At 57.9% G+C, this 24,606-nt stretch carries 19 protein-coding genes; 5 read left to right on the top strand and 14 right to left on the bottom strand.

From position 1 onward, the window contains the following. Nucleotides 1–5 precede the first annotated feature (5 nt). Both ACUZ9Q_RS13510 and ACUZ9Q_RS13505 read right to left on the bottom strand, forming a co-directional pair. The gene (locus tag ACUZ9Q_RS13510; RefSeq protein WP_449248039.1) at nt 6–3,242 is read right to left on the bottom strand and encodes a DEAD/DEAH box helicase; all 3,237 of its coding nucleotides are present in this window, start codon (nt 3,240–3,242) and stop codon (nt 6–8) included. 11 nt (nt 3,243–3,253) lie between these two features. Beyond that, nucleotides 3,254–3,946: an acyltransferase gene (locus ACUZ9Q_RS13505; protein ID WP_323390201.1), complete on the bottom strand. Its 693-nt coding sequence runs from the start codon at nt 3,944–3,946 to the stop codon at nt 3,254–3,256. Nucleotides 3,947–4,200: 254 nt separating this feature from the next. On the opposite strand from ACUZ9Q_RS13505, the gene ACUZ9Q_RS13500 reads away from it, so the two are divergent. Together ACUZ9Q_RS13500 and ACUZ9Q_RS13495 are read left to right on the top strand one after the other, a co-directional pair. Further along, on the top strand, nt 4,201–4,446 hold the full coding sequence (locus ACUZ9Q_RS13500) for a FeoA family protein (protein ID WP_449248038.1): 246 nt from the start codon (nt 4,201–4,203) through the stop codon (nt 4,444–4,446). 206 nt (nt 4,447–4,652) lie between these two features. After that, complete coding sequence (locus ACUZ9Q_RS13495) at nt 4,653–5,150, top strand: hypothetical protein (RefSeq protein WP_449248037.1); 498 nt, start codon at nt 4,653–4,655, stop codon at nt 5,148–5,150. Nucleotides 5,151–5,938: 788 nt separating this feature from the next. Here the strand turns inward: ACUZ9Q_RS13495 and ACUZ9Q_RS13490 are convergent. Both ACUZ9Q_RS13490 and feoB read right to left on the bottom strand, forming a co-directional pair. After that, entirely contained in the window at nt 5,939–7,120 is a 1,182-nt protein-coding gene (locus ACUZ9Q_RS13490; protein WP_449248036.1) for a diguanylate cyclase, read from the bottom strand. Further along, a complete protein-coding gene (gene feoB, locus ACUZ9Q_RS13485) occupies nt 7,117–9,429 on the bottom strand; it encodes a ferrous iron transport protein B (RefSeq protein ID WP_449248035.1) in 2,313 nt (770 codons plus the stop codon). The genes ACUZ9Q_RS13490 and feoB overlap by 4 nt, the downstream gene beginning before the upstream one ends. 164 nt (nt 9,430–9,593) lie before the next feature. On the opposite strand from feoB, the gene ACUZ9Q_RS13480 reads away from it, so the two are divergent. Both ACUZ9Q_RS13480 and fabF read left to right on the top strand, forming a co-directional pair. Beyond that, nucleotides 9,594–10,022, top strand: a complete 429-nt coding sequence (locus tag ACUZ9Q_RS13480) for a MarR family winged helix-turn-helix transcriptional regulator (protein WP_227118690.1) — start codon at nt 9,594–9,596, stop codon at nt 10,020–10,022. Between the two features lie 84 nt (nt 10,023–10,106). Beyond that, the gene (gene fabF / locus ACUZ9Q_RS13475) at nt 10,107–11,339 is read left to right on the top strand and encodes a beta-ketoacyl-ACP synthase II (protein WP_300551930.1); all 1,233 of its coding nucleotides are present in this window, start codon (nt 10,107–10,109) and stop codon (nt 11,337–11,339) included. A 65-nt stretch (nt 11,340–11,404) separates the two neighbouring features. Here the strand turns inward: fabF and ACUZ9Q_RS13470 are convergent, their stop codons facing one another. The 6 genes from ACUZ9Q_RS13470 to ACUZ9Q_RS13445 form a co-directional block, all read right to left on the bottom strand. Continuing rightward, nucleotides 11,405–12,313, bottom strand: a complete 909-nt coding sequence (locus tag ACUZ9Q_RS13470; RefSeq protein ID WP_192112612.1) for an ATP-binding protein — start codon at nt 12,311–12,313, stop codon at nt 11,405–11,407. A gap of 93 nt (nt 12,314–12,406) precedes the next feature. Then, nucleotides 12,407–13,645: a glycosyltransferase gene (locus tag ACUZ9Q_RS13465; protein ID WP_449248034.1), complete on the bottom strand. Its 1,239-nt coding sequence runs from the start codon at nt 13,643–13,645 to the stop codon at nt 12,407–12,409. Beyond that, complete coding sequence (locus ACUZ9Q_RS13460) at nt 13,645–14,595, bottom strand: aminotransferase class IV (RefSeq protein ID WP_215648210.1); 951 nt, start codon at nt 14,593–14,595, stop codon at nt 13,645–13,647. The genes ACUZ9Q_RS13465 and ACUZ9Q_RS13460 overlap by 1 nt, the downstream gene beginning before the upstream one ends. A 61-nt stretch (nt 14,596–14,656) precedes the next feature. Next, nucleotides 14,657–15,703 carry an aspartate-semialdehyde dehydrogenase gene (locus tag ACUZ9Q_RS13455; protein WP_291446080.1) on the bottom strand — a complete coding sequence of 349 codons (1,047 nt, stop codon included), beginning with the start codon at nt 15,701–15,703 and terminating at the stop codon, nt 14,657–14,659. 215 nt (nt 15,704–15,918) lie between these two features. Continuing rightward, a complete protein-coding gene (asnS, locus tag ACUZ9Q_RS13450) occupies nt 15,919–17,283 on the bottom strand; it encodes an asparagine--tRNA ligase (RefSeq protein WP_227118693.1) in 1,365 nt (454 codons plus the stop codon). Between the two features lie 105 nt (nt 17,284–17,388). Beyond that, nucleotides 17,389–17,832, bottom strand: a complete 444-nt coding sequence (locus ACUZ9Q_RS13445) for a DMT family transporter (RefSeq protein WP_192112617.1) — start codon at nt 17,830–17,832, stop codon at nt 17,389–17,391. A gap of 259 nt (nt 17,833–18,091) precedes the next feature. On the opposite strand from ACUZ9Q_RS13445, the gene ACUZ9Q_RS13440 reads away from it, so the two are divergent. Beyond that, a complete protein-coding gene (locus ACUZ9Q_RS13440) occupies nt 18,092–18,568 on the top strand; it encodes a hypothetical protein (protein WP_192112618.1) in 477 nt (158 codons plus the stop codon). 241 nt (nt 18,569–18,809) lie between these two features. Here the strand turns inward: ACUZ9Q_RS13440 and ACUZ9Q_RS13435 are convergent, their stop codons facing one another. From ACUZ9Q_RS13435 to ACUZ9Q_RS13420, 4 genes are all read right to left on the bottom strand, one after another. Next, nucleotides 18,810–21,653, bottom strand: coding sequence for a transporter substrate-binding domain-containing diguanylate cyclase (locus ACUZ9Q_RS13435; RefSeq protein ID WP_449248033.1), 2,844 nt, complete (start codon nt 21,651–21,653; stop codon nt 18,810–18,812). Between the two features lie 135 nt (nt 21,654–21,788). Next, nucleotides 21,789–22,694: a DNA polymerase III subunit delta' gene (locus ACUZ9Q_RS13430; RefSeq protein ID WP_449248032.1), complete on the bottom strand. Its 906-nt coding sequence runs from the start codon at nt 22,692–22,694 to the stop codon at nt 21,789–21,791. A gap of 23 nt (nt 22,695–22,717) precedes the next feature. Continuing rightward, nucleotides 22,718–23,995: an adenylosuccinate synthase gene (locus ACUZ9Q_RS13425; protein ID WP_233483400.1), complete on the bottom strand. Its 1,278-nt coding sequence runs from the start codon at nt 23,993–23,995 to the stop codon at nt 22,718–22,720. 202 nt (nt 23,996–24,197) lie between these two features. After that, nucleotides 24,198–24,563, bottom strand: a complete 366-nt coding sequence (locus ACUZ9Q_RS13420; protein ID WP_192112622.1) for a hypothetical protein — start codon at nt 24,561–24,563, stop codon at nt 24,198–24,200. Nucleotides 24,564–24,606: the final 43 nt, after the last annotated feature.

Here is a 24,606-nt window from a genome sequence, read left to right as displayed (position 1 = left end):
CGATCTCAGCGCCGGTGAAAATCCACAGGAACGCGCACACGGGAGCCAGCCTTGTTGCTGAACAGCAAAAAGCCCTGCTCCAGACCGTGCAGATAAAGGCGGCGGGTGATGTCCACATCCTTGCGGCAATACGTGGCGATATCTTCCAGCCTCCCTTCCTTCCACCATTGCAGGGCTTGCAGGCCGTCGGCGCTCTTGGGTTCGCCCAGGGTGGCCTGCCCCAGATTGTCCAGTGGAAGGCGGTAGTTCAGGCGTTCGTACACGCGCTGCAAAAGATCAAGACTGGGCAGGGTGCGCAGATCAAATGGCGCAAAGGGCGAGAGCACGGCGTAGTCAAAGCGCAGGCTGTTGAAGCCCACCACAAGGTCGCTCCCGCGCAGGCGTTCGAACAATGCGGGCAGTTCCTCCTGCTGATAGGAGAAATAGTCGTCCGCCTTGCTGTCGTAGGCCACGGCAACACTCACGCCCATGCGGTCGGCCCGGTTCCAGCCGCCCACTTCGGCGGCGGAGCGCCGGGTTTCGACGTCAAAGACCACAAAATTTTTTGGCGGCGGCACGGGAATGTGCGTCAGCAGGCCTGCGGCGTCAAAGGTATTTGTCCCTTGAGCGTCCGGCGCGCTGCTGGCCTCCCTCTGAGGCGTGGGGGCGCTGCCGCTGGAGCCGGACTGCGCAACGCCGTTAGCGCCGAACAGGCTGTTCTGATTGTCCGGCGCGGAGTGCTTTTTGCTCATGGATTGTTCCTCCATTGCAGTGTGCGCGGCTTCGGGCTGGCTGCCTTCATTGATGAAATCCAGAGCCGAAACCGCAGGCCGGGGCGCTGCCGCCAGGGCAGAGGCTGCGTCCAACGATTCCATATCCAGCCTGTCAGGAGCGGGGCTGATGCGCAGGTCGCGGCACAGGGCATCGCCTTCCGTGCCGGGGGCCAGCATTTCGCGCAGCAGCTCCAGCGCGCCGATCTTGCTGATGGGTCTGTTGCCGGATCCGCACTTGGGCGAATGCACGCAGGAGGGGCAGCCGTCCTCGCAGGGGCAGGCGGCAACAGCCTTGAAGGTGGCTTCCAGCAGGCCCCGCGCATCGGGAAAGGCCTGCCGCGTCAAGCCCGCTCCCCCCGGCAGGCCGTCATAAATGAATACGCCCGACAGCCCGGTCTGGGCATGCAGCGGGGTGGAAATGCCGCCAAAGTCGTTGCGGTCGGCCATGATGAGCAGGGGCAGCAGGCCAATGGCAGCATGCTCAAGGGCGTGGATGGAGCCCATGTAGTGCAGAAAGCGTTCTTCCAGCGAGGCGCGGATGCTGTCTGGTATGACATACCACAGACCCTCGGTTTCAAAAACCTGCGGCGGCACGGAAAGCGGCGTGATGGTGAGCAGGCGGTTGCCAGATGTAGAACGCTTCTCATAACCGGTCACGGTATCGGTGATGCGCAGGCGGCCACGGCAGACCAGCACGCGGCCCAATGATGTGCGCTCGACTTCTTCAAGGATATCCGTGCTTTTTTGGCCGCGCGTGCGCGTAAACCACGAGACCTTGGCAGCCTTGGCCACAATGCGGGCGCGGGCCGGGTCCATCTCTTCAATCACATAGCTGCGGCCCCGGTGCAGGTAAACAGCGCCGGGGTGCGTCTCCTGCCATGCGCGAAAACCATCCACAGAGCCGATGATCTGGCCGTCCTGATCTTCAATGCTGAAGGTCTGGCCTGTGCCGCGTAAATCCACATGCCGCTGGGGCCGCTTGCGGGCGGCCAGCAGTTGGGTGCCGTCCGCCGATTGCAGCAATAGGCCCTTGGCGTTGAGCGCGCGGGCGGCGGCGCGGGCAGCAGGGCTTGCCAGCATGGCTTCACCGGGGGTGAGGGGCATTTCTGCCGCCGCGCACTCCAGATGGCGGGTCAAAATGACCTCGTTGTCCGGATTGACCACGGCTTTTTCCGCCGGGCGGCTGAAAAAATCTTCGGGATTGCGGGCAAAATACTGATCCAGCGCATCCTCGCCCGCCACCACGATAACGGCGGATTCCTGTTGGGCGCGGCCTACGCGCCCGCCGCGTTGCAGGGTGGCCATGACCGTGCCGGGGTAGCCCACAAGGATGCACACGTCCAGCCCGCCAATGTCTATGCCCAGTTCCAGCGCGCTGGTGCTGACCACGGCCAGCAACTCGCCCGAGGCCATGCGGGCCTCGATGCCGCGCCTTTCCTCTGGCAGAAAGCCCGCCCGATAGGCGGAGATTCGCTCGGAAAATACGCCAGATTGTCCGGCCCACAGGCTGATAAGTTCTGTCATGCGCCGTGAGCGGCAGTAAACTATGGTGCGCAGGTTGCGGGCCAGCGCCGCCTTGAGCAGGTCAATAGCGGCTGTAGCGGGGCTTTGTTCCGGATTAAGAAAAACAAAGTGCCGTGGCCCCTGCGGCGCGCCTGACTGGTCAATAACCACTGGTGCATCCGCTGTGCGGGCGGCAGAAGCAGAGGAAGGAACCGGAGACGGGGAATCTGTAGCAAGGATAGGCGTGGAGGCAGGCGCATCCGTGCCGGTCAGCGCTGCCGCCAGTTCGCCGGGATTGCCCACAGTGGCCGTGCACAGCACATAGAGGGGCCGCGCTCCGTAGCGCCCGGCGATGCGGTTGAGCCGCCGGAACACCTGGGCCATGTGCGCCCCAAACACGCCCCGGTAGGTATGGGCTTCGTCCACAACCACATGGCTCAGGCCTGCCAGAAATTCCGCCCACTGTTCGTGGTGGGGCAGAATGCCGAGATGCAGCATCTCGGGATTGCTGATAAGCACCGTGGGCGGATTGCGCCGGATTTTGCGGCGAAAATGGTCGGTGGTGTCGCCATCATACAGGGCGGCAGTGGGGCGGGCCTCCTTGGGCCAGCCCTCCACCAGAGCGTTGAACGCGCCAAGCTGATCCTGCGCCAGAGCCTTGAGGGGGAAGAGATACAGGGCGCGGGCATCACGGTCGCGCAGGTAGCGGTCGAGCACGGGCAGGTTGTAGATAAGGCTTTTGCCGCTGGCCGTGGGCGTGGCTGCAACAATGGAATGCCCGGCGCGGATGTGGTCTGTGGCAAGGGCCTGATGGCTGTAAAGCCCGTTGATGCCGCGCAGCTCAAGGGCACGGCTGATGGCAGCGGGCCAGGGCAGGCGTGTGGGCGCGTAGCATGGCTCCACCGGCGGAAAGAGCTTGTGGCACGTGACCTGCGCGCCCAGCTTTTCCGACGCCAGCAGCGCCGCGATATATTCCCCCACAGACACAGTGCAGCGACCTATTCCGCAGTGCCGGGCTGCTGCGTGCTTTCGTCGGGCTTGAGGCTGCGCAGCACGCGGGCGGGAGAGCCAGCGGCAAGGCAGAAGGGCGGCACATCGCGCGTGACCACGCTGCCAGCGCCGATGATGGCCCCCTCGCCAATGGTTACGCCCTTGAGGATAAGGCAGTTCATGCCAATCCACACGTAGTCGCCAATGGTTACCGGGCGGTCGCCTTCCATGCCGGGTTCGGTAGCGCGGGCTTCCGGTGGCCAGTGGGCGTGAAAGTCGGAATCCACCACAATACAGTTGGGGCCTACCATGACCTGACGCCCAAGGCGTATGACCGTGGAGCGCGCGGTAATGGACGTGCCGCTCAACTGGCAGCCGGGGCCGATTTCAATACTGGCTCCGGGGCCAAAGGTGCGCAGCCGCACGGGATGGGCCAGAGCCGCAGCCGTGGCCCGCCGCCAGGAAGAAATAAGGCTTGCGCCAGCACCGATGCTCATGCGGCTGCCTGGCCAGCGCAGCAGGCCCACAGGCCCGTGGGCTGACACGCCAGCACCCACCTGCACGCCCAGCGCAAGGGCCTTGAGCCGCAGGCGCAGGGTGCCCCAGAACGCGCCGTTGACGCGCATGATCTGCAAACACAGGTAGCTTATGACGTTGGAAGGGGTGAGGCCCCGTTCCAGAACTTTTTTCAGAATACTCATGGCTTGTCCGTTGTTGACGTGTGCCGGAAAGGGCGTGGAGGCAAGCGACCCTCCCGCTGCAAGGCATCATGCCAGAGTCGGGCCATATGGTCGAGTGGAGCGGAGGAGCCTGTCCCGCGAGGAGCAGCGCGTGGCGCGCTCACCGCAGATTGCCGAGGGTCTCTTTTCTTGACGCCAGGGGCAATGAACGGTAAATTGAAAATGAATGTTATTTTTAAATTATACAGTTTTTTAAAGGTTCTCCCGGAGGCGCAATGGATTCAGTTATTCCTCTCACGTCCCTCAAGGTGGGCGAGATGGCTCGTATTGTCAGCATCAATGCACGGGGCGAACTTGCGCGGCGCATCCGAGACATGGGGCTGGGTTCGGGCATGCCTGTTTCTGTGGTGGGCTATGCCCCCCTGCGCGACCCTCTGGCCTTGCGTTGCGCGGAAGTAACCATTGCCCTGCGCCGCAGGGAGGCCGGGGCCATCATGGTGCAGGCATCGGTTCAAACGTAAACTAGAAAAACACATCTAGAATTTTTTTGTTTTCCACGCCGGACAGAGAGACATCGCCTGTTGCAACTGGCAACAGGCGATGTCTCTCTGTCCGGGGATAACTTCTAAAGTCTGCTTGTGCTGATTGAAATTTTTTTAAAGAAGTCTGCTTGTAATAATTTGAGGGGCATGCAATTATGTAGTTATGAATATTATAGGAGAATGATATGGAAAATAAATTAATTTTTTCAACATTTGAATTGTATGTTGATAATGTAGAGTTGGCTAAGTCGGCGATTGATGAAAAAAACGTGGAGTTGGGCATTAAGTCCACGACAAGCGCGGATAAGCAAAAATGCATGAAAACATATGTTGGTCTCAAAGACGACTATATGTTTATGAGTCTCTACGAGGGACGTTTTTTGCCTTTGTCGTCAACGGTATTTAATAGAGAATTGAATTCTGAGCAGCCCAATTCTCGTACAGAAGCAGAGGCAGAATGGAATTCTCAAGCGTATGGAGTATATAATTTTAAAAGTAAAATCTTGTATATATCTAATATAAACAAAAAAAGCTCTTTTGAATCGATTATTAAGGATAGAATTTTAAAGAATGATGGAGCAAATGTGATGATCTCAAATATATATAAGGATGTTGACGCCTTCATAAAGGAAATTTCTAAAGCTGAGAAAATTTTTTTGCCAGGAAAAAGGCTGACCAAGTAAGTCTATTTTCTGAAACAGAGCAATTTGATCCAAAGTGGACTGCTGGAGCGGAGTCATTTACTGTAGAGTTGAGATACAATAAATTAAAAATATTCAAGGATAAAGTTTTCGAATTTTGTAAACTTGCAAAAAAGAAAGAAATATCAAAGTTAATTTGTATTGGATGCGGAGATGATAATTTGGAGAAAGTTTTTAGAATTGATAAATTTATTGAAAAAATAAGTGTTGATGTGCAGAAAAATGAACGTGGCCTCTATGAAGATGATTTAGTCTTTTCAACATTAGTTAGTAATTTTGATCATGAAGATTAAATATGCTATTTGGATAATCACGCTATTTTCCTTTGAGGAAAGTTTTTCTGTTTCGTCAATTCGGTCAGATGTCATAGTATTTATATCAATAGTTTTTGGTTTTTATGTGTCTACATTTACGTATATTATTTTTTCACCCTTGGCGAAGAAGCTTTATGCTACATCGAATAGGGGGGAGTTAACAACTGAATTTCACAAAATTATATGCATATACAAAAGATCAATATTGGTAAATATTTTTACAATTATTATGTTGCTATTTTATTGTCAGATATGTGATATTTTTTTGATTCATTTGTGTAGCATCTTTTCGATAAGAACTATAACAGTAGCCAGTAATGCTGTTTATATTGGGATTATTGTATGTAATGTAATGCATTTTTTGAATATACTTACTGTTAATGTTAATTTTTCAATTCTTAATATAAAAAATTCTCATTAATTTAAGTAAAATCCTTATAAATAAAAGTCGAATGCTTACGGCTCGCTGAACAAGCAAGTGCGGTTGCGGCCTGCCGTCTTGGCGGCATACAGGGCGGAATCTGTCTGACGCACAAGCATCTGGCTTTCTTCCTTTTGCTCTTCAAGCGGCGTCAGGCTGCTCACTCCGAGGCTGACAGTCACCATGTCGCCCACGGGCGAACTGGGGTGGGGCAACTGCTCGCGCGCTACCTCCGCATGCACGCGGGCGGCCACGGCCTGCGCCGTTGCGGCATCCGCACCGGGCAGCAGCAGGGCAAATTCCTCCCCGCCATAGCGCGCGCAAACATCCGTGGAGCGTGCCGCCCGGCTCATGGCGGCGGCAATGCGGCGCAGGCATTCGTCCCCGGCCTGATGCCCCAGGCTGTCATTATAGCGCTTGAAGGTATCCACATCCAGCATGATAAGCGCTAGCGGCGTGCCATGTTGCAGGGCATGAAGCCACAGGGAGCGCAGCTTGTCGTCAAAAGCGCGGCGGTTGCCCACTCCGGTGAGACCGTCCACCAGCGACATTTTTTGAAAGTGGTCATGCTCCGAGGCCAGTTTTTGCGAACGCACCGTGGCAAGCGACAGATAGGTGCCAAGATTTTCAAGCGCAGCCGATATGTTGTGCAGTTCGGTGATAAAGCTGTGTTTGGGTGGCTGGCTGGGAGAGCCTGTGCCCAGCTGGTTGAGAAAGACCATGATGCTTTGCAGCGGTCGCGCAAGGTGCAGGCGCAGCAGGCCGAACAGCAGCGCCAGCCCTGCGCCCAGCAGCAGAAAGCCCATGAGCAGGCGGTTTTCAAATTCGTGCGCCAGCGTAGCCGTGCGGCGCAGTTGCAGCAGCATGTCGTCAGTTACTGGCTGTGCCGTTGCCAGTTCCGCTATGGCGGCGGAAAGCTCCGCCAGAGCGGCGCTGGCCTCCGGCTCCGCTGGCTTCGCGGTCAGTGAGGGCAAGGCAGCCAGTGCGGATTCTGCGCCTCGCAGGCGCGTCATGTTGCGGCTGTCGGTCAGTTTGTCGTTCTCGGCCAGCGTCATGAAAAGCCCGTAGGTTCGTGTGCCGGACACGCTGACCTCGCGCGCCATACTCATAAAATAGAAAAAGCTGGCAGTAAAAAGCAGGGTCATCACCGTCAGGCCCAAGGCAATATACGCGCGAATGCCCATGCCGGGTGCGCGTCCTGTACGTTTGATCATCATACGTCCATCCAGAAAAAGCGGTACGTCTGATACACGCCCACGGCCATGCCGAAAGCCAGCAGCGTGTTGAAGGCAATGCTGAATGCCACCCACTTCCAGCTTCCCGACTCCTGTCGGATGACAACCAGGGTGACAAAGCAGGGGGCGTAGAGCATGACAAAAACAAGCAGAGCCAGGGCCGTGCCCTGATTCCACGTTGGGTCGGCGCGCAGCAGTTCCGCCAGCGAGGCCGGGTCTTCAGGGTCCTGCTCCCCAAGGGCGTAGGCCGTGCCCAGTGTGGAAATGATGGCCTCCTTGGCAGCAATACCGCCAATAAGGGCCACATCGGTGCGCCAGCTGAAACCCGCGTAGGACGTTGCACCTTCAAGCCATGTGCCAAGGCTTCCGGCAAGGGTGTGCCGCAGGCGCTCGGCATCCAGTTCCTCCTGCACTTTTGCAAGGGCTTCTTCCTGACTGGCGCGTGCTCCCGCAGGCAGGTCTTCGCGTTCAAGTCCTGCGCTCAGGCGGGCTATTTCGTTTTCAAAGGGTAGGGCCGTTTGCGGATCAAGAGCCGGAAAGGTCATGGCCGCCCAGATGAGCATGGACAGCGGCACAAGCACCGTGCCTGCCTTTTTGAGGTACATCCATGTACGCTCCCAGCAATGGATGCAGATGCCGCGCACGGTGGGCATGCGGTAGGGCGGCATTTCCATGACCAGAGGAGTCGCTTCGCCGCGCAGGACGGTTCTGCGCAGCAGCAGAGCCACGCAAAAGGCCAGCACCCACGAGAGCATGATGATGGCAAACATCATGTTGGCGGCATTGTGCGGAAAAAACGTGCCCACCAGCAGCAGATACACGGGCAATTTGGCCCCGCAGGCCATGTAGGGCAGGGTGAGCATGGTGGCCAGTTTTTCCTTGGGGCTGCGCATGGTGCGGGTAGCCATGACGCCGGGAATGGCGCAGCCCCCTGCAATGCCGCCGGAAATGATATAGGGCATCACCGAGGCGCCGTGCAGGCCGAAAAACTGGAACACGCGGTCGGCAATATAGGCCATGCGCGCCATGTAGCCGCTGTCTTCCACAATGGCGATGAGCGCAAACATGATAAGCACCAGCGGCACAAAACTGAGCACTCCGCCAACGCCCGCGATCACGCCGTCAACCAGCAGGGAGGAGAGCAGGCCTTCGGGCAGTGTGCCCCTCACCGCGCCAGCCAGCGCGCTGAACGCACCCTCCAGCCAGCCCTGCGGGTAGGAACCAAGAACAATGGTGATCTGAAACATGGCGTAGAGCACACCAAGCATGATCAGCGCACCCCACACTGCGTGGGCCAGTACGCGGTCGAGCCTGTCCGAGAGGCTAAGGCGGTGGCGCTTGCCGGTTTTAACAACGCAGGTGGCGGCAATTTTGCGCACAAAGGCGCTGTGTCCGTCTGCTATCAAGCCTTCCGCATCGCGGCCAATGCTGCCCAGTTCTTCCTGCACAAAGCGGCAAACCTGGGCCATGTCGGCCGCAAGGTCTGCATCCGCCGCCTGCAAGGCTGCCACGGCTTCCGCATCATCCTGGAGCAGGCTCAGGGCCAGCCAGCGCGGCGCACAGTGGGCATAGGGTGAGGATGCCATGCCCTGGCTTTCCGCAATGCGTTTTTCCATGGTTTCCAGTATCGGGTCGAGCAGGGGGCCGTAGCTTATGTGCAGGGCAGAACTGTGACTTCCGTTGGGCGAAGCTGCGGGAATGCCAGACTGCTGGTTGCTGTTTTCTGCATCAAGGGCAACCTGACGCGCCGCAGAAAGGGCCTCGCGCAGGCCATTGCCCGAGGTCCCGACCGTGGGCACGGCGATGGCCCCCATGAGTTCCGACAGGCGCAAAAAGTCAATGCTGATGCCCGTCGCCCGCGCTTCGTCCATCATGTTGCAGGCAATGACCACAGGGAGGCCCATCTCGCGCAACTGGGCCGTGAGCAGCAGCCCGCGCTCCAGAATGCCAGCGTCCACAACGTTGATGACCGCCTGCACCGCGCCGCTCAGAAGCACGTTGCGCGCCACCACCTCCTCCTGCGAATAGGCAGAAAGAGAATACGCACCGGGCAAATCCACAAGTATGATTTCCTGCCCTTCGTGGCGAATGAAGCCTTCTTTCTTTTCAACCGTTACGCCGCTGTAGTTGCCCACATGCTGGTGCGCGCCTGTGAGGGCATTGAAAACTGTGGTCTTGCCGCAGTTGGGGTTGCCCGCGATGGCAAGCCTCAGGGAATAGGCCAGACCGCCGATAAGCGTACGGGCATTGCCGCCGCGCGCCCCGACAGTTGCGGAAAGGGATTCCGGCATGCTGTGCGCTCCTGTCATCGCCGCACCGGATCAGCCGGGGTGGCTCAATTTGAATGGAATTGAAATCTATTTTCAAATTATAGCGAAGTCAAGCGCATTGCCCGGTATTGACATGCGGCGAACATCGAATAATGTATGTACATACATGAAAACGCGGAGCACCCATGCAACTGCCTTGTCTTTTTCTCCAAATCCGAAAGGCGGATCGGCAACTCAACCAGCTTTACGGCAAATTTCTGGCGCGCAAGGGAATGCGTATCACCCAGTATGGTTTGCTGCGGGCGATTGCTGGTCTGGAGGAGCCTTCGATAACGGAGATTGGCCGGGTTTTGGGCATTGACCAGACAACCGTGACCAGAAATGTGGAAAAGCTGGAAAAAATGGGGTTTGTTGCGAGTGCCCCGGCCCCGGCGGATTCACGCAAAAAGATCATGCAGTTGACGGCCCTTGGTGCAGACAGCCTCAAAGAAGCCCACCCCCATTGGGAAGAGGCGCAGCAGCTTATGATTTCAGAATTGGGGGACGATGATGTTCAGGAATTGCTGCGACTTTTGCTCAAGGTTTCCCGTATTGCAGAAAAGGACAGCGCCTAGCGCAGACTGCAAATTGTGAGTGTATTGGGCTTGGTGCATCCATATTCATGTATATACATATAAATTAACAGGCCAGGAGACGCCATGCGTAAAGTAGTTGTAACAGGCTTTGGGGTTATATCTTCTTCAGGAAACGACCCTGAAACCATGTGGAAGAACATCAGTTCCGGAAAATCCGGCATCAGGTATATGGACGATCCCGCGTTTGATGAATCCCCGGTGAGAATCGCCGGGAAGGTGGACGATTTTTTGGCTGAAACGTATTTTTGTGCAAAGGACGCAAAAAAATACGACAAATATATCCAGTTTGCCGTTGCTGCGGCCTTGCAGGCCGTTGAAATGTCCGGTCTGGAAGGTGCCGATTGGGATCCGGAACGCGCCGGGGTTTATGTGGGTTCTGGCATCGGCGGCATAGAAACGATCATGAAAAATCATGAAGCATTTCTGGCCAAAGGCGCACGGCGGGTTTCGCCTTTCATGATTCCCATGATGATCGTCAACATGGCTTCGGGCGTGGTTGCTATCAGGACGGGTTTTAAAGGGGCGAACTATGCGCCTGTGTCCGCTTGCGCCACTGCCAACAATGCCATCGGCGAGGCATTTTTGAGCATCGCCCACGGGCAGGCGGATGTCATGCTGGCAGGCGGAAGCGATGCGGGCATTCAACCGTTTTTGCTGGCGGGTTTTTCCAGCATGAAGGCTCTTTCAACCCGCAACGATGTGCCGGAGCAGGCCAGCCGTCCCTTTGACAGCGGGCGTGACGGCTTTGTTATGGCTGAGGGCGCTGCTGTGTTGCTGCTGGAGGAAGAGGAACATGCCCGCCGCCGTGAGGCGACAATCCTTGGCGAGGTGGTTGGGTACGGTGCAACGTGCGATGCGGGGCATATCACATCGCCAGACTTTCTGGGCGGAGCGCGGGCCATGGAAATTGCCATCCGCCAGTCTGGCGCTTCCGTGGCAGAAATTGGCTATATCAATGCCCACGCCACAGGAACAAAAGAAGGCGACAGGTCTGAAGCCGCAGCAATCAGGAGCGTTTTTGGCGACAGCCTTGAAACGGTAAAGGTCAGCGCCACAAAGTCCATGACAGGGCATCTGTTTGGGGCGGCTGGGGGCATAGAAGCCATCATTACTCTTGAGGCCTTGCGGCATGGCCTGTTGCCGCCGACAATAAATCTGGATGCACCCGATGCCGAGTGCGATATCCCGCATATCTGCAACCGGGCCGAACAAACATCTACCTGTTATGCGCTCTCCAATTCTTTTGGTTTTGGGGGGCATAACGCTTCGCTCGTCTTCAGGAAATATGAAGAATAGACGGTAGTAAACATGCAAAACGGCCCGGCATCTGCCGGGGCGTTTTGCACAAAGTGATGTTCCTTCTAGCCCTCGTCAAGCAGGGCGGCGCGTATGCGGCACACGCCGCAACGGTCGCCGGAAGATGTGGGGTAGCCGCATTCCGTGCACGGGGCCAGTTCCAGGCCTTCCTCCGCCTCACGGCGGGCAAAAACGGGCCGCCCGCGCGAGAGAAAACCCTGATAGAAATCCAGCTTGCGGCCGGGCATGGCGGCCTCGAGATTCTGCATCAGACCCTTGAGCGTGGTGAAGCTCGCGCCGGGGCTGTACGGGCAGGGGGCGTAGTGGTTTTCTATGCCCATAAGAAAGGCGTAGTTGGCCGTTTCAAATTCCGAGAGCCGCCACAAGGGCTTAACCTTGCGCGAAAAGCCGTGTTCGCTTTCCAGCCGCGGCCCCTGATCTGAAAGATAGGAGGTATCCCAGCGCAGGGTGTTGCTGAAAAGGCGGGCCACTTCATCGTCCAGGTTATGCCCCGTGGCAAGGGCGTCAAAGCCTTCGTCCAGGGCGACCTTGTTGAAGAAATGGCGTTTGATCTTGCCGCAGGCCGAGCAGATGGGGCGGTGCAGCCTTTCCTTGACCAGCGGAATGGACAGGCCTTCTGCGGCCATTTCCTTGACCATGAGCTTGAGGCCGTGCTTGGCGCAGAAGCGTTCAACCACGCCGCGCGCCGCGGCGGAAGAAACCGGAATGTCCAGATCAATGTGCAGACCAGTTACGTTGTAGCCCTGGCGGGAGAGTTCGAGCATGAGCGCCAGGGAATCCTTGCCGCCAGAAAGGGCCACCAGCACCCGTTCATCGCGGGTAAACAGCTTTTGGCCTTCAATGCCGCGTTCTACCTGGCGGGCAAAAAAATCCTTGTAACAGTCAGGGCAAAAGGCGGCGTTGTGGCTGCGCAGGGCCACCACGGCCTCGGCTTTGCAGATTTTACATTTCATACGGTTCCTGTATGTGTTTGCGGTATTGCCTCACGCTCAGGCGGCATGCTGCCGCCACTGGCGCGGGGCGCGCTGATGATCGTTGCTTGTTTACTACTGTTGCGGGGCTTGCGGCTGACCGCTTTTTTCAAGCCAGCCAAGCTGACTGCACCAGCCTTCGTGCCGGGTGCAGGTCGCAAGGGCAAAGGATTCATGGCTCAGACCGGGCCGCAATGCGTTGCCCGCTTCCACAATACGGCGGCGCTGGGTTGCATCCGTCATGACGTTTATCATGCATTCGGCCAGCGACTGCGGATTGTTTTCTTCAAACATGCAGGCGGCATCGGGGGCGGCGGCAAGCCGCTGCTCATGCAGGGCGCTCTGTCCGCAGATGACGGGCGTTTGGGCCGCCAGGCCAGCCCCGAGTGTTTCCGGCAGTTCGTCCGGAGCGGAGCCGGGCGCTATCCATGCATGGCAGGTGCGCAGCAGGTGCGGCAGGCTTTGCTCGTTGAGCAGGCACAGGCGCGACTGCACGCCCAGCGATTCCGCTTCGTCCAGTACTTCCTGAAAGCGGGGGCCACCCCCGGCGGCGCGTACTTCCCATGCGGGCAAATCGCGGCGCTGCCAGATGGCGGCCATGGCCCGGATGACAATATGCGCGCCCGAGCGGGGCGTGAGGGCATCACCCATGCAAAAAACAAAACGCTGATCCTCTGCGGGTTCAGCAGGCCATTCGGGCGCAGGTTCAAAACCTTCAATGCTCATGCCCGGCGCTGCCAGTGTGAGCGTGTCGCCCGGCAGGGGCAGCGCGCGGTTTTTGGGACCGCGCCATGCCGTTTCGCCCTCGGTGATGCCGCTGGCTTTGGCAATGCGGTCGCGCACATAACTGGAGCCGCAAAGTATTTTGTGGGCTGCCAGCATTCCCTTGCCAAAGCAGACTTCCGGGCGCGGCGCGCGCAGCAGAAATGCATGGCTCAAAAGAGTGGAGGCCGGGGGACGCATGATCAGCACCCGGCGGCCAAGGGGCATGCCGCTTTCTCCAAAAGTCTGCACCAAAAGGTGCTTGTGCTTGCGCTGCCAGAGCCACAGACGCATGAAATCCATTGGTCCGCCTGCCGTGAGTATGGGCAGGTTCAGCGCGGCGGCGCGGCGGTGCAGGCGCGAATTTTTCTGGCACAGCAGCATGGGGGCCAGCCTGCCGCCGTCTCGCATGGCGCAGGCCAGGGCCAGCGCGTGGTCTTCTTCCAGCCGGGCAAGGCGCATGGGCGCGCCCATTTCTGTCCAGTGGCGCTGCTCTTCGGGTGAGGCGGGGCCGTCAGAGGTCTGTTGCAGGGCAATAAGCAGAACACGCATCAGAGGGGCGCGCCTTTTTTCAGCATATAGTCCAAAAGAACATCCTTGAGCCACAGGGCCACAGGGCCGGGCTTGCCAGCATGCGCGCCATGACCCACGGGCTTGCCGTCAAAATGGGTGATGCCCACGCAAAGGGTGGAGCTGGTGAACAACAGCATTTCACTGGCGCTGTCTATGGCTGCGCGGGGAATGGGCATCTGCACGACAGGCATGCGCTCTGCGGCAACTTCCATGGCGGCCAGCAGGGTGGTGCCCGGCAGAATGCGCCTGATTTCAGGGCAGAGCAGGCGGCCCTGCGCGTCCACAAGGCCCACGTTGGCCACGGCCGCCTCGCCCATGATGCCGTTTTCGTCAAAGGTCACGGCCACGTCCATGCCCTTCTGGCGGGCTTCCATGGCCATGAACACATTGGGCAGATAGTTGGTATTCTTGATGCGGGCCAGATATTCCTGCTTGGGCGGGATGGCGCTGGCAAAGGCTGTGAGGCCTTTTTCATAGAAGGCCGCCGTGGGCAGGGCCTTTTTGAGGGCCACAATGTACAGGCCAGCCTGGGGGCATTCGGCGGGTGAAATGCCGAATCCGCCGGGGCCTCGGCTCAGAAAAACGCGCAAGTCGCCATTGTCCACGCCTGCGGCAAGGGCCACATCAATTATGCGCTGGCGCAGGGCTTCCCATGTGCAGGGCGGCGTGATGGAAAGGGCCGCAGCGCCGTCCACCAGCCGGGCCAGATGCGCGTCCAGCCCAAAAATTGTGCGTTGACGAAAACTGATGCTTTCAAAAAGGCCGTCGCCGCGATGGCAGATATGGTCATCAAGGGGCAGCAGCAGAAGACGCGGGTCGGTGCAGATATGTCCCACCCGGTGGTCATAAAAAGCGAGAACCTGCTCCGACCCTGGCCGGGGCGCGGAAAGCAGGGCCTTGAGATATGTTTCAGCGTCTACAGCTTGCACCGCAAAGGCCTCCAAAGCGCACGGGCGCGCAGGTCAACGAGACCCGCGCGCCCGCAGGCAATTACTTCAGGAACACGTTTTTGTCGGTCACGCGCAGCAGATCGCGCTTGATCAGTTCTTCGCCGATCTGCACGGCGTTGAGGGCTGCGCCCTTGCGCACGTTGTCGGCCACAATCCAGAGGTTCAGGCCGTTATCAATGGTTTCGTCCTCGCGGATGCGCCCCACGTAGGTTTCATCCTCGCCCACGCAGTAGGAGGGCATGGGGTACATGAGTTCGCGGGGATTATCGACCACGCGCACGCCGGGAGCCTGCGAAAGCATGACGCGGGCATCCTTGGCTGTGAGTTTCTTTTCGGTTTCAATGTTCACCGATTCGGCGTGGCAGTAGAACACCGGCACGCGCACACAGGTGGCCGTAACCTTGACCGAAGGATCTTCAAATATTTTGACGGTTTCATGAACCATCTTCATTTCTTCCTTGGTGTAGTCGTTATCAAGGAAGACATCGATGTGCGGCAGCGCGTTGAAGGCAATGCGGTAGGGATAGGTATTGCATTCCGGGTCGCGGCCATTGAAGAGGTCGCGCACCTGGCGTTCCAGTTCTTCAATGCCCTTCTGCCCGGTGCCGGAAACCGCCTGATAGGTGGAAACCACAACGCGCTTGATTTTGACGGCGTCGTGCAGGGGCTTAAGCACCACCAGCATCTGGATGGTGGAGCAGTTGGGGTTGGCAATGATGCCGTTGTGGCCCTCAAGGGCGTGGGCGTTGACTTCCGGCACCACCAGGGGGCAGCGGTCGTCCATGCGCCATGCAGCGGAATTGTCCACCACCACGCAGCCAGCCTTGGCCGCATGCGGGGCAAATTTTTGCGAAGTGCTGCCGCCGGCGGAAAAAATGGCCAAATCAATGCCCTCAAAGACATCTTCTTTAAGCTCTTGCACGGTCAGCTCTTTGTCGCCATACGGCACCTTGGTGCCCGCAGAACGGGCGGACGCAAAGGCGCGTATTTCAGTGGCGGGAAAGTCCCTCTCGTGCAGGGTCTTGAGCATTTCACGGCCTACGGCGCCTGTGGCGCCTACAACGGCTACAGTCAGCTTCTTGCTCATGGTATTTCGCTCTCCTTGGGCGATGGGCGGCGGCTCGATGCCTCCAAAAAGGTGAGCGCGTACTATACCCGGCAAAAAGGCAAATGTGAAGGGCATGGCGGCCCAGCTACGGCGCTGCCTCGGGCTTTTTTGCGGTTCGCGTACAGGCGGGTTGAAAAAAGCCAGCCCACCGCTTTCGCAACAGGCTGGCCAAAAGGTATCCTATCGGAATCGTTCTAGAATTCAAGATTTCCCGGAGTACGGGGGAAGGCAATGACGTCGCGAATATTGGTGATGCCGGTCAGCATCATGAGCAGACGCTCGAAGCCAAGGCCAAACCCGGCATGGGGCGCTGTGCCAAAACGGCGCAGATCCATGTACCACCAGTAGTCTTCGGGATTCTGACCAAGCTCCTGAATGCGGGCGGTCAGGCGGTCAAGGCGTTCCTCGCGCTGCGAGCCGCCGATGAGTTCGCCGATGCGCGGCACCAGCATGTCCATGGCGGCAACGGTTTTGCCATCGTCATTCTGGCGCATGTAGAATGCTTTGATTTCCTTGGGGTAATCATACACAGCCACAGGCTTTTTAAAATGCTCTTCCGCCAGATAGCGTTCGTGCTCGGTTTGAAGGTCCGTGCCGAATGAAACAGGAAAGGCAAATTCCTTGCCGCATTTTTGCAGGATTTCCACGGCTTCCGTGTACGAAACGCGGGCAAAGGGCGCAGCCACCATGCCCTTGAGGCGTTCAATGAGGCCCTTGTCCACAAAGCTGTCAAAGAGCTTGAGGTCGGATTCGCAGTGGGCGAGGGCGTGTTCGATCACGTGCCGGGTAAGGCTTTCGCCCAGTTCCATGAGGTCTTGCAGGTCTGCAAAGGCCATTTCCGGCTCAATCATCCAGAATTCGGCGGCGTGGCGCGGCGTATTGGAATTTTCGGCGCGGAAGGTGGGGCCGAAAGTGTACACGCGCCCAAGGCCCATGGCGAGGGCCTCGGCCTCAAGCTGGCCGGAAACCGTCAGATTGCACTGGCGGCCAAAAAAGTCGGCGGCTACATCCTTGTCGCCGGGTTCAAGGCTGGTGACGCGGAACATTTCGCCCGCGCCTTCGCAGTCCGCTCCGGTGAGCACCGGCGTATGCACCCATGAAAAACGGCGGCTCTGGAAAAACTGATGCACAGCCTGGCCCGCTTCGGAACGGATGCGGAAGGCAGCGCCGTACTTGTTGGTGCGGGAACGCAAATGCGCAATTGTGCGCAAAAATTCATCAGAATGGCGTTTTTTCTGCAAAGGGAAAGTTTCGGGATCAGCCAGGCCGAAAACAGTAACGCTCTGTGCCCTGATTTCCCACATCTGCCCCTTGCCGGGCGAAGCCACAAGTTCGCCCGTAACGCTGATGGCGGCGCCCGTGGCGGCCTGATCAAGTTGCGCGTGGGCGGTGGTGCCCGCGTCAACAATGCACTGCATATTGCCGAGGCAGGAGCCGTCGTTGAGCTCCACAAAAGAAAATTCCTTGGCATCGCGGCGGGTGCGGATCCAGCCGCAGATGGTGATGGAGGCTTGCGCTTCGGTCGCTGCGAGGGCGTCTATGATAAGGGTTCTTTGCATGGCATGTTCCTTGTGATGCGGCAATTTGCAGACACTGTAGCCCTTAGTGCGTCGCAGCTCAAGATGGCGCGCGCAGTGAAAGCCCTGTGCTGGAGTCACCTTGCGTTAAAAGACCCGCACAAGCCATGCGCCCGCAAAAAGCAGGGCAATGCCCGCAAGGCGCAGTGGCGAAACAGGGTGCTCGGGAAAGCCCACGAGGGCATAATGGTCAAGCAGCACGGAGGCCACCAGCTGGCCCGACAGCATGACGGCGGTCATGGTGGCAGCCCCCAGCCGGGGGGCAAGAAAGATGGTGCAACTCACAAAAATTGCGCCAAGCACACCACCTGTCCACATCCACCAGGGAACAGCGGAAAGCTGCGAAATGGAAGGCCATGTGTGCCTTGCCGCCAGGCTGTATACCCACAGCGCCAGCGTGCCCACGGCAAATGAAACAAGCGCGGCCTGCATGGGTTCGCCCAGAAAGCGCCGCAACAAGGTGTTTATTCCCGCCTGCACAGGGAGGCAGCAACCGGCCCCAAAAGCCAGCAATAAAAGAATGTGCTTCATGAAAAAATCCTTTGATCGGTGTCATTACCCCGATGGGCTTGAGCGCGGTAAAATGGCGGCAGGCAAGGCCAATCGGGTCAGGGCGCGGATTATATACATTTTTGCCAGTTTGCGCATGAAAAAATACCCGCTTCACCTTTTTCTAAAGATTATATAGAATGGATCAAGGTCAAGAACAAATCAGTTTCCTGCGGGCGTTCTGGTGGCCTTGCCCCGGCATTCGCTGACAGCGGGTATATTCTGAAATTGAGGGATAGGCATGAAAAAATTTTTTGGCGTTTTTACCCTGATATGCATTCTGGCGCTCACGGGCGCGGCCTTTGCGGCTACCCCACAGGCAGGCAAACCCGTGCAGGACAAGCCCGAAAAGACCGTTGACCGCGTGACCACGGTCAGCGTGTCGCTGGAAGGCACAGACAGCATTGGCGCGCGCCTCGGCACCAAGCTCAAGGAGCGCTTCAACCAGAGCAGCCTGTTCACCCTCAATGATGATGAAGAAAAAGACATCCCCAAGCTCTACGTCATGGTGAGCACGCAGCCTGAATTTGCCGGTCGCCCCGCTGTGGGGTCTGTGTATTCGGTATGCTGGGTGTTCAAGCAGGGCCGTGGTTACCTTGGCTACCTGCTGGCCCGGGATCTTGGCACGGCGAGCGTGGAAGATGTGGATGGCCTGGTGGACAAACTGGTGGAACGTACTGACGGCATAGCCGCCAAGTACAGCAGCCTGTGGAAGTAACAAAAGGCCAATGCTTGGCGCTTGCAGCAACATGCTGACGAGCATTGAGACTGGTGAATTTTATCGGCTGGCCTGATGGCTCGAACCAGAGCCGGGAGTGTACGGCTGAATCGAACAAGCTTCCTTCCAACCCCGCGCGCGCCGAAATTTGTGGCGCAAATAAAAAGGCTTCCCACGTGGCGGGAAGCCTTTTTATGTATAGCGGCAAAATAAGACGCGTTCCAAATGTTCATTGCAGGGATTACGTCGCTGCGCTTTCGCTAACTTGCTTGGCTGTATCCGTATCGTCAGCCCAGGCTTCAGGGGTTTCATCATAAAAGCGGTAGCAGTTCTTTCCAGCCTGTTTTGCCAGATACTGCGCATTGTCCGCGCGGTGCAAGGCCACATCGTAAGACGCCTCGGTGCCGTCAAACAGATATATGCCTATGCTCGTGGTGATCTCCACGCGCTGACCCTCGTGCTCGATAAATCTGTGCAGTTCTGAAAGCAGGGCCTCGGCCCGCTCCTTGAGCGCTGCGCGGGTGATATCCCTGACAAAAACGCAGAATTCATCGCCGCCGAAACGGCCCACAGCATCAGCATTGCGAAAGATGCGCTTGAGGGCATCGCTGGCTTCAAGCAGGGCGGCATCGCCCCTGACATGCCCAAAGGTATCGTTAATCAGCTTGAAATTATCCAGATCAAGGAACAGGAGCGCGTCTGTCTTATCCTGCTGCGGCCTGGCAGGCATGGCTGCGCATATTTTGTCGCGGAAGGCGGTCTTGTTCAGGAGATCCGTCAAACTGTCGCGCTGGGTGCGGCGCTCAAGCTCGGCACGGCGTCTCACTTCTTCATCAATATCAACAATTTTACCCACAAGGCGCAAGGGTGCGTCCTGCTTGCTGATGCGTGTGGCCTGCACTCGGCACCAGATATAGCGCCCCTCGGCAGTGGGGATGCGCATGACTGCAAAAGCAGTGGGGTTGCCGCTGCGGATGCGCCGCCGCAGTTCGTTGAGGGCGGGCAGATCTTCAGGATGGATGATGTGCCTGTTGGTTGGGCGGCCGGTTTCGTTAAAGAGGGGCGTGGCCTCCCTGCCGAATTTCAGCAAAAAGTTCGGCGAACAGCGGAACTGGCGTTTTTCGGTATCCACATCGAAAAAAATGTCCTGCGACTGCTCAAGCAGTATCCGGTAGCGCTCTTTTTCCTGCTCAAGCTCTTCCTGCATGCGCTTTTGCTCGGTGATGTCCACCACCACGCAATCAATGGAGCGGTGCGCATTCTCATCGCCGGAAAATGTGCCGCGCAACAGCAGGGGCAGCCATTGACCATCCTTGTGGCGAAGCCTCAGTTCCGTGGTGTTTGTCACAGGGCCGTTTTTTTTGTCTGCCAGCATGTCGAGCAGCTTTTTTGTGTCGTCAGCATGCAGCAGATCAATAAACGCGGTAGTCTGCGGCTTGTCGGCCTCGTAGCCAAGCAACTGCCAGAATCCGTTGTTGGCATCAAGAATCTGCAAGGGAAGTTCTGTAGATATGCTGATGACGCCGCCGTTGATGTTGTCGGCTATGTGGGCAAGGCGCTGCTCGCTGGCAATCTGGTTCGACAGGCTTTTGCGGCGAAGGTGCAGGGCGTAGGCCACAAGAGCGGAAACAAAGAGCATCAGCTCTGCTACAACCATCAGTAGCGAGCGGTTTTCATACACAATATCCGCCAGTGTCGGAGAAGTAGCTGCCGCTGCTATATTGCTGGAAATGATCTGGGTTCGGCTCTTTTCGTCAATGGTCAGTAGGAGGTTGTTCAAAATGCCCAGCAACATATCGGGCAGCCCCGGCCTGATGGTCAGGCGCGCTTCTTCAACATCGCTGTAGCTGGTGACAGGGTTGAACTCGCTGAAACGCGGGGAGCTCGTAAGGTTATTGAGAACCATGGAATTGCCCAGGATGGCGTTGGCTTCGCGCCGACCAGCGGCAGTCAGGCATGCTTCCTCATCAGGAAAAAGCTTGATTACCGCATTGGGAAACGTGTGGGAGGCGTACTCTGCTGCATTATAGATGCTTGCCGGTACTGCCAGTGTGAATAACGACTGTTGCTCAAGTTTTGTGTCGGGCTTGGCGTAAAGATACAGGCTGCTGCGTGTCAGCGGTGCGGTCAGGCGAAAATTTTTGTGCGATTGAAGGGCTGAAGAGGTAAACGAACCAAAGGCCATATCCAGTTTATTCTGGGTATAGGCCTCAGTAAAATTTGCGGGGCGTACAGCATAAGGTTCAAAAGTGACCTGTAAACCGCTACGCGCCGATGCATCGCGGAGGATGTCCGGGAGGATGCCACGTGCGTTCCCGGTCACAGTGTCCTGCCACGAATAGGGCTTGCGGTCAGGATCATAGCCCACGCGCAGGGGCGGCTGCTGGGCAATGTAAGCCAGTTCCGCCCGTGAAAGCGGCGTCTGAAACATGCGCGGAAGATACATGCGCCCCAGGCGATACTCCAGATCGGGCTGCTCCATCTTGAGCTGCACCATGGCCTGCTCAAGTTCCTGTATAAGTTTTGGGTTTTTGGGTGAACCTATGTAGAAAAAAGGTGTGAGCTTGCACTTTGCCAGAATTTTTTCGTCATTCCGCAACGAGAGTACGGTTTCCAGAATGGCGTCCACCTGGCCGGAGTGCATGGCTTCCCGCAGCTCTTCCCTTCCTGGGTACTCCACAATGGTGGGCATTGTGCCGCCGCGTTGCATGATAAAGTCGGTAAAGTCCTTAAGCCAGATGGGGTTGCCCATGCTCCCCACGCGTAATTGCGCGAGGCTTTCCAGATCGTCGTAAATAACCGGTGAATCATTGGGGGCCAGAATGGCCGTATAGGAAGTGCCGCCGGCGTATGCACAGTAGAGATACTGGCGGGCGCGGTCAGCCGAATACCGGGCGGGCGTGCAGATGTCGACCTCGCCCTTGTCCAGCGCGGCAAGGCAGGCGGCCCAGTCTTTTTCAACAACGTAGGTGATGTTCCACCCTGTATAGCGGGTGAGCTGCGCCAGATAGTCGGGAATGTAGCCCGTAACCTGCCCGTTTTCTACACGGTTAAACTGCGAAATGGGGGGGAGCGCCACACGCACGGTGCGCTGCTGATCAGCTAAAGCCGGATGTACAGTGATCTGCAGCGGGCACAATAAGGCAAAGCAGAACAGGAGCGTAAGAAGGAAAAAATGCCTGTTGCCCATATGCCTTAACCCAGTGACGCAGAACGCCTGTTACGATTGACCCGCCATACGCCGCAAGGCAAAAAGCCGGGCCGCCAGCGCCTCAAGGATTCTGGCCGGAGTAACTCCGTAGTTCAGGGCATCCTGAGCTTCGGCAAACCATTGGCAGGCTACCGCGCGGGCCTTGCCGCGCAGCCCGGCCAGAGCCGCATCCAGCGGGCGCGCCGGGTCATGCCTGCCTGAAAGTATTCTGCTCATGGCCTTTTGGCAGCACAGCAGCAAACGGGTAGCCCCTGCTGCGTCGATAGCTCCCTTGGCAGCAACACGGTCAAAAAAACCTTGCCCTTGAACAAGAAATTGCGCAAGGGCGTCTTCCCAAGGGCGCATGTCTTCATCATCGGCGCGGCTGTCAGGCCAAGGCAGCGTGAGGCAGAATGAGCGGGAAACCAGGGTGGGCAAAAGCTGTTCGCGCTGGGGCGCAAGCAGAACGAAGACGGTGGTGCTAGAGGGTTCTTCCAGGGCCTTGAGCAGGGCGTTGGAAGCTTCGTCGCGGGTGAGGCTGAGCCCCATAAGTATAACAACCCTGCGTCCCTGCCCGTGCGGAGCATCCCGCAGGCGAACCTTGAGTTCGCGCACGCGTTCCATGTTGAACGCACGGACAGGGCCAGGGTTTTCTTCATCTTCACGGTTGCTTATGCGACCATCATACGCTGCTAGATCAAGGTGCTCCCCAGCGGCAATCTGCATGCACACCGGGCATGTCAGGCAGGGAGCGCCGGATGCTTCCGCCTGCGGGCAGTTGATGCGGGCGGCCCAGTAGCGTGCCGCATCAAGGCGCTGGGCCTCGCTGCCGCCTTCAAGCAGCAATACCTGCGGCGGAGTCGCACCCAGATTGTCGAGTACGCTCTTCAGCCGGTCAAGGGCGGCATCAGCTATGGCGGGCAGCAGGGTGTTCATGACCTGTAAGGCCGCTGCGCCTCCTAGCGCACGATGGTCTGGCGGCGGTCAGCGCCCACCGAAACCAGCGAAACCTTGACGCCCGTCAGTTCTTCAATGCGGGCGATATAGGCGCGCACAGTGGCGGGCAGCTCTTCATAGCTGGCGCACTGGGTGATGTCTTCTTCAAAGCCGGGCATTTCTTCGTAGATGGGCGTTACGCTGCCAAGGGAGCATTCTTCCTGCGGCAGGTAGCTCAGGCGCTTGCCCTTGTATTCGTAGGCAACGCAGATTTTCAGCACCGGCAGGTTCTGCAACACGTCAAGCTTGGTCAGGGCAATGTCCGTGAGCCCGTTCAGGCGAACGCTTTCGCGCAGCACCACGGCATCCAGCCAGCCGCAACGGCGGGGACGGCCCGTGGTGGCGCCGAATTCATGACCCTGGGTGCGCAGGTAGCTGCCTGTGTCGTCCAGCAGTTCGGTGGGGAAGGGGCCGGAACCCACGCGCGTGGTGTAGGCCTTGACGATGCCCACAATGCGGTTCAGGGCCGAGGGCGCAATGCCGCAGCCAGCCGATGCATTGCCCGCCACCGTATTGGACGAGGTCACAAAGGGGTATGTGCCGTGGTCGATATCAAGGTGGATGCCCTGAGCGCCTTCGAAAAGGATATCGCCGCCTTCGGCCTGCACTTCCTGCATGCGTTCTTCCACCTCGGTGAGGTAGGGAACAAGGCGCGGTGCAAGGGCCAGCAGCTCTTCACTCACGGTGTTTTCATCGAGAGGTTCAAATTTGTAGAGCTCGCGCAGCAGAACGTTTTTTTCCTGCAGGGCGTGGGCTACCTTGGCGCGAACAAGATCCGGGTCGGTCAGGTCGCCTGCGCGCAGGCCCACCCGGGCGGCCTTGTCTTCATAGCAGGGGCCGATACCGCGTCCTGTGGTGCCGATCTTGTGTCCGGCGCGTTTGGCTTCACGGGCCTGATCCAGGCTTTTGTGATACGGCATGATCAGATGAGTCTTCTTGCTGATGCCAAGACGTGCGGGTGAAACGTCAATGCCTCTGGCGGCAAGGTGATCCACTTCTTCCAGGAACACATGCGGGTCGAGCACAACGCCGTTGCCGATGAGGCAAATTTTGTTTTCGTGCAGTATGCCGGAAGGGATCAGGTGAAGAATGGTTTCTTCGCCCTGCACCTTGATGGTGTGCCCTGCGTTGTTGCCGCCCTGAAAGCGGACGATAACGCGGCTCTGGGCGCTCAGCATATCAACAATCTTGCCCTTGCCCTCGTCGCCCCACTGAGCGCCGATGATGACCGTATTCGCCATGGTGTTACCTGCCTGCAATGCCGCCGCGCAACGGCGGGTGATGTAAGGCGCGTTCATACGCCGGACGCGACAGATCAACCGAAGGGAATCTACCCTACGGCCCCACTGCCGCTGAAGCGGGACGCAAAGCCTTTGATGGTACGTATCCCGTATGCAACTGCAAGTCAAATGACCATCCAGAGCCATCTAACCTGCATGCGCGTCAACTTTCGGGCTTGGGGTCAGTTTGTTCCCTTTCGCTCGATCTGGAGGGCTTAAACTCAAGCACTCTGCACTTGCTGGCCGCCGGGGCGGCCTCCGGCCCTTCAAGCTCAAATTCCGGCATGGGATTGACCGCGCCTTCAGGCTCCTTGCCAAGCGGCTGCGCCTGCCTGGCCCAGTGGTAGTTGAAAAGCTGGTTTTTCCAGCGTTTAGCCTGAATCAGCGAAAATACGAGCGTAGCTTCCTCCCACCTCTTGGTGGGTTCAAAGCGACTGGCCGTCGTAGCATACTTGCTCCACAACGACATAAGCGAGGCTTCGTCAATGGCGTCCAGTTGCTGGGCCAGCCTGACAAGCAGCTTTTCCATATTACCTCCCATGTAACGAGGTACTGTAGTGTGCGCATGAAAT

The organism is Desulfovibrio desulfopostgatei (assembly GCF_053570645.1).
This window is presented reverse-complemented; position numbering and strand designations above follow the sequence as displayed.

Bases quoted from the DNA above. Each gene is read 5' to 3' on its own strand.
- ACUZ9Q_RS13505 (WP_323390201.1), bottom strand. From the start codon at position 3,946: ATGAGTATTCTGAAAAAAGTTCTGGAACGGGGCCTCACCCCTTCCAAC.
- ACUZ9Q_RS13500 (WP_449248038.1), top strand. From the start codon at position 4,201: ATGGATTCAGTTATTCCTCTCACGTCCCTCAAGGTGGGCGAGATGGCT.
- ACUZ9Q_RS13495 (WP_449248037.1), top strand. From the start codon at position 4,653: ATGGAAAATAAATTAATTTTTTCAACATTTGAATTGTATGTTGATAAT.
- ACUZ9Q_RS13490 (WP_449248036.1), bottom strand. From the start codon at position 7,120: ATGATGATCAAACGTACAGGACGCGCACCCGGCATGGGCATTCGCGCG.
- feoB (WP_449248035.1), bottom strand. From the start codon at position 9,429: ATGCCGGAATCCCTTTCCGCAACTGTCGGGGCGCGCGGCGGCAATGCC.
- ACUZ9Q_RS13480 (WP_227118690.1), top strand. From the start codon at position 9,594: ATGCAACTGCCTTGTCTTTTTCTCCAAATCCGAAAGGCGGATCGGCAA.
- fabF (WP_300551930.1), top strand. From the start codon at position 10,107: ATGCGTAAAGTAGTTGTAACAGGCTTTGGGGTTATATCTTCTTCAGGA.
- ACUZ9Q_RS13470 (WP_192112612.1), bottom strand. From the start codon at position 12,313: ATGAAATGTAAAATCTGCAAAGCCGAGGCCGTGGTGGCCCTGCGCAGC.
- ACUZ9Q_RS13465 (WP_449248034.1), bottom strand. From the start codon at position 13,645: ATGCGTGTTCTGCTTATTGCCCTGCAACAGACCTCTGACGGCCCCGCC.
- ACUZ9Q_RS13455 (WP_291446080.1), bottom strand. From the start codon at position 15,703: ATGAGCAAGAAGCTGACTGTAGCCGTTGTAGGCGCCACAGGCGCCGTA.
- asnS (WP_227118693.1), bottom strand. From the start codon at position 17,283: ATGCAAAGAACCCTTATCATAGACGCCCTCGCAGCGACCGAAGCGCAA.
- ACUZ9Q_RS13445 (WP_192112617.1), bottom strand. From the start codon at position 17,832: ATGAAGCACATTCTTTTATTGCTGGCTTTTGGGGCCGGTTGCTGCCTC.
- ACUZ9Q_RS13440 (WP_192112618.1), top strand. From the start codon at position 18,092: ATGAAAAAATTTTTTGGCGTTTTTACCCTGATATGCATTCTGGCGCTC.
- ACUZ9Q_RS13430 (WP_449248032.1), bottom strand. From the start codon at position 22,694: ATGAACACCCTGCTGCCCGCCATAGCTGATGCCGCCCTTGACCGGCTG.
- ACUZ9Q_RS13425 (WP_233483400.1), bottom strand. From the start codon at position 23,995: ATGGCGAATACGGTCATCATCGGCGCTCAGTGGGGCGACGAGGGCAAG.
- ACUZ9Q_RS13420 (WP_192112622.1), bottom strand. From the start codon at position 24,563: ATGGAAAAGCTGCTTGTCAGGCTGGCCCAGCAACTGGACGCCATTGAC.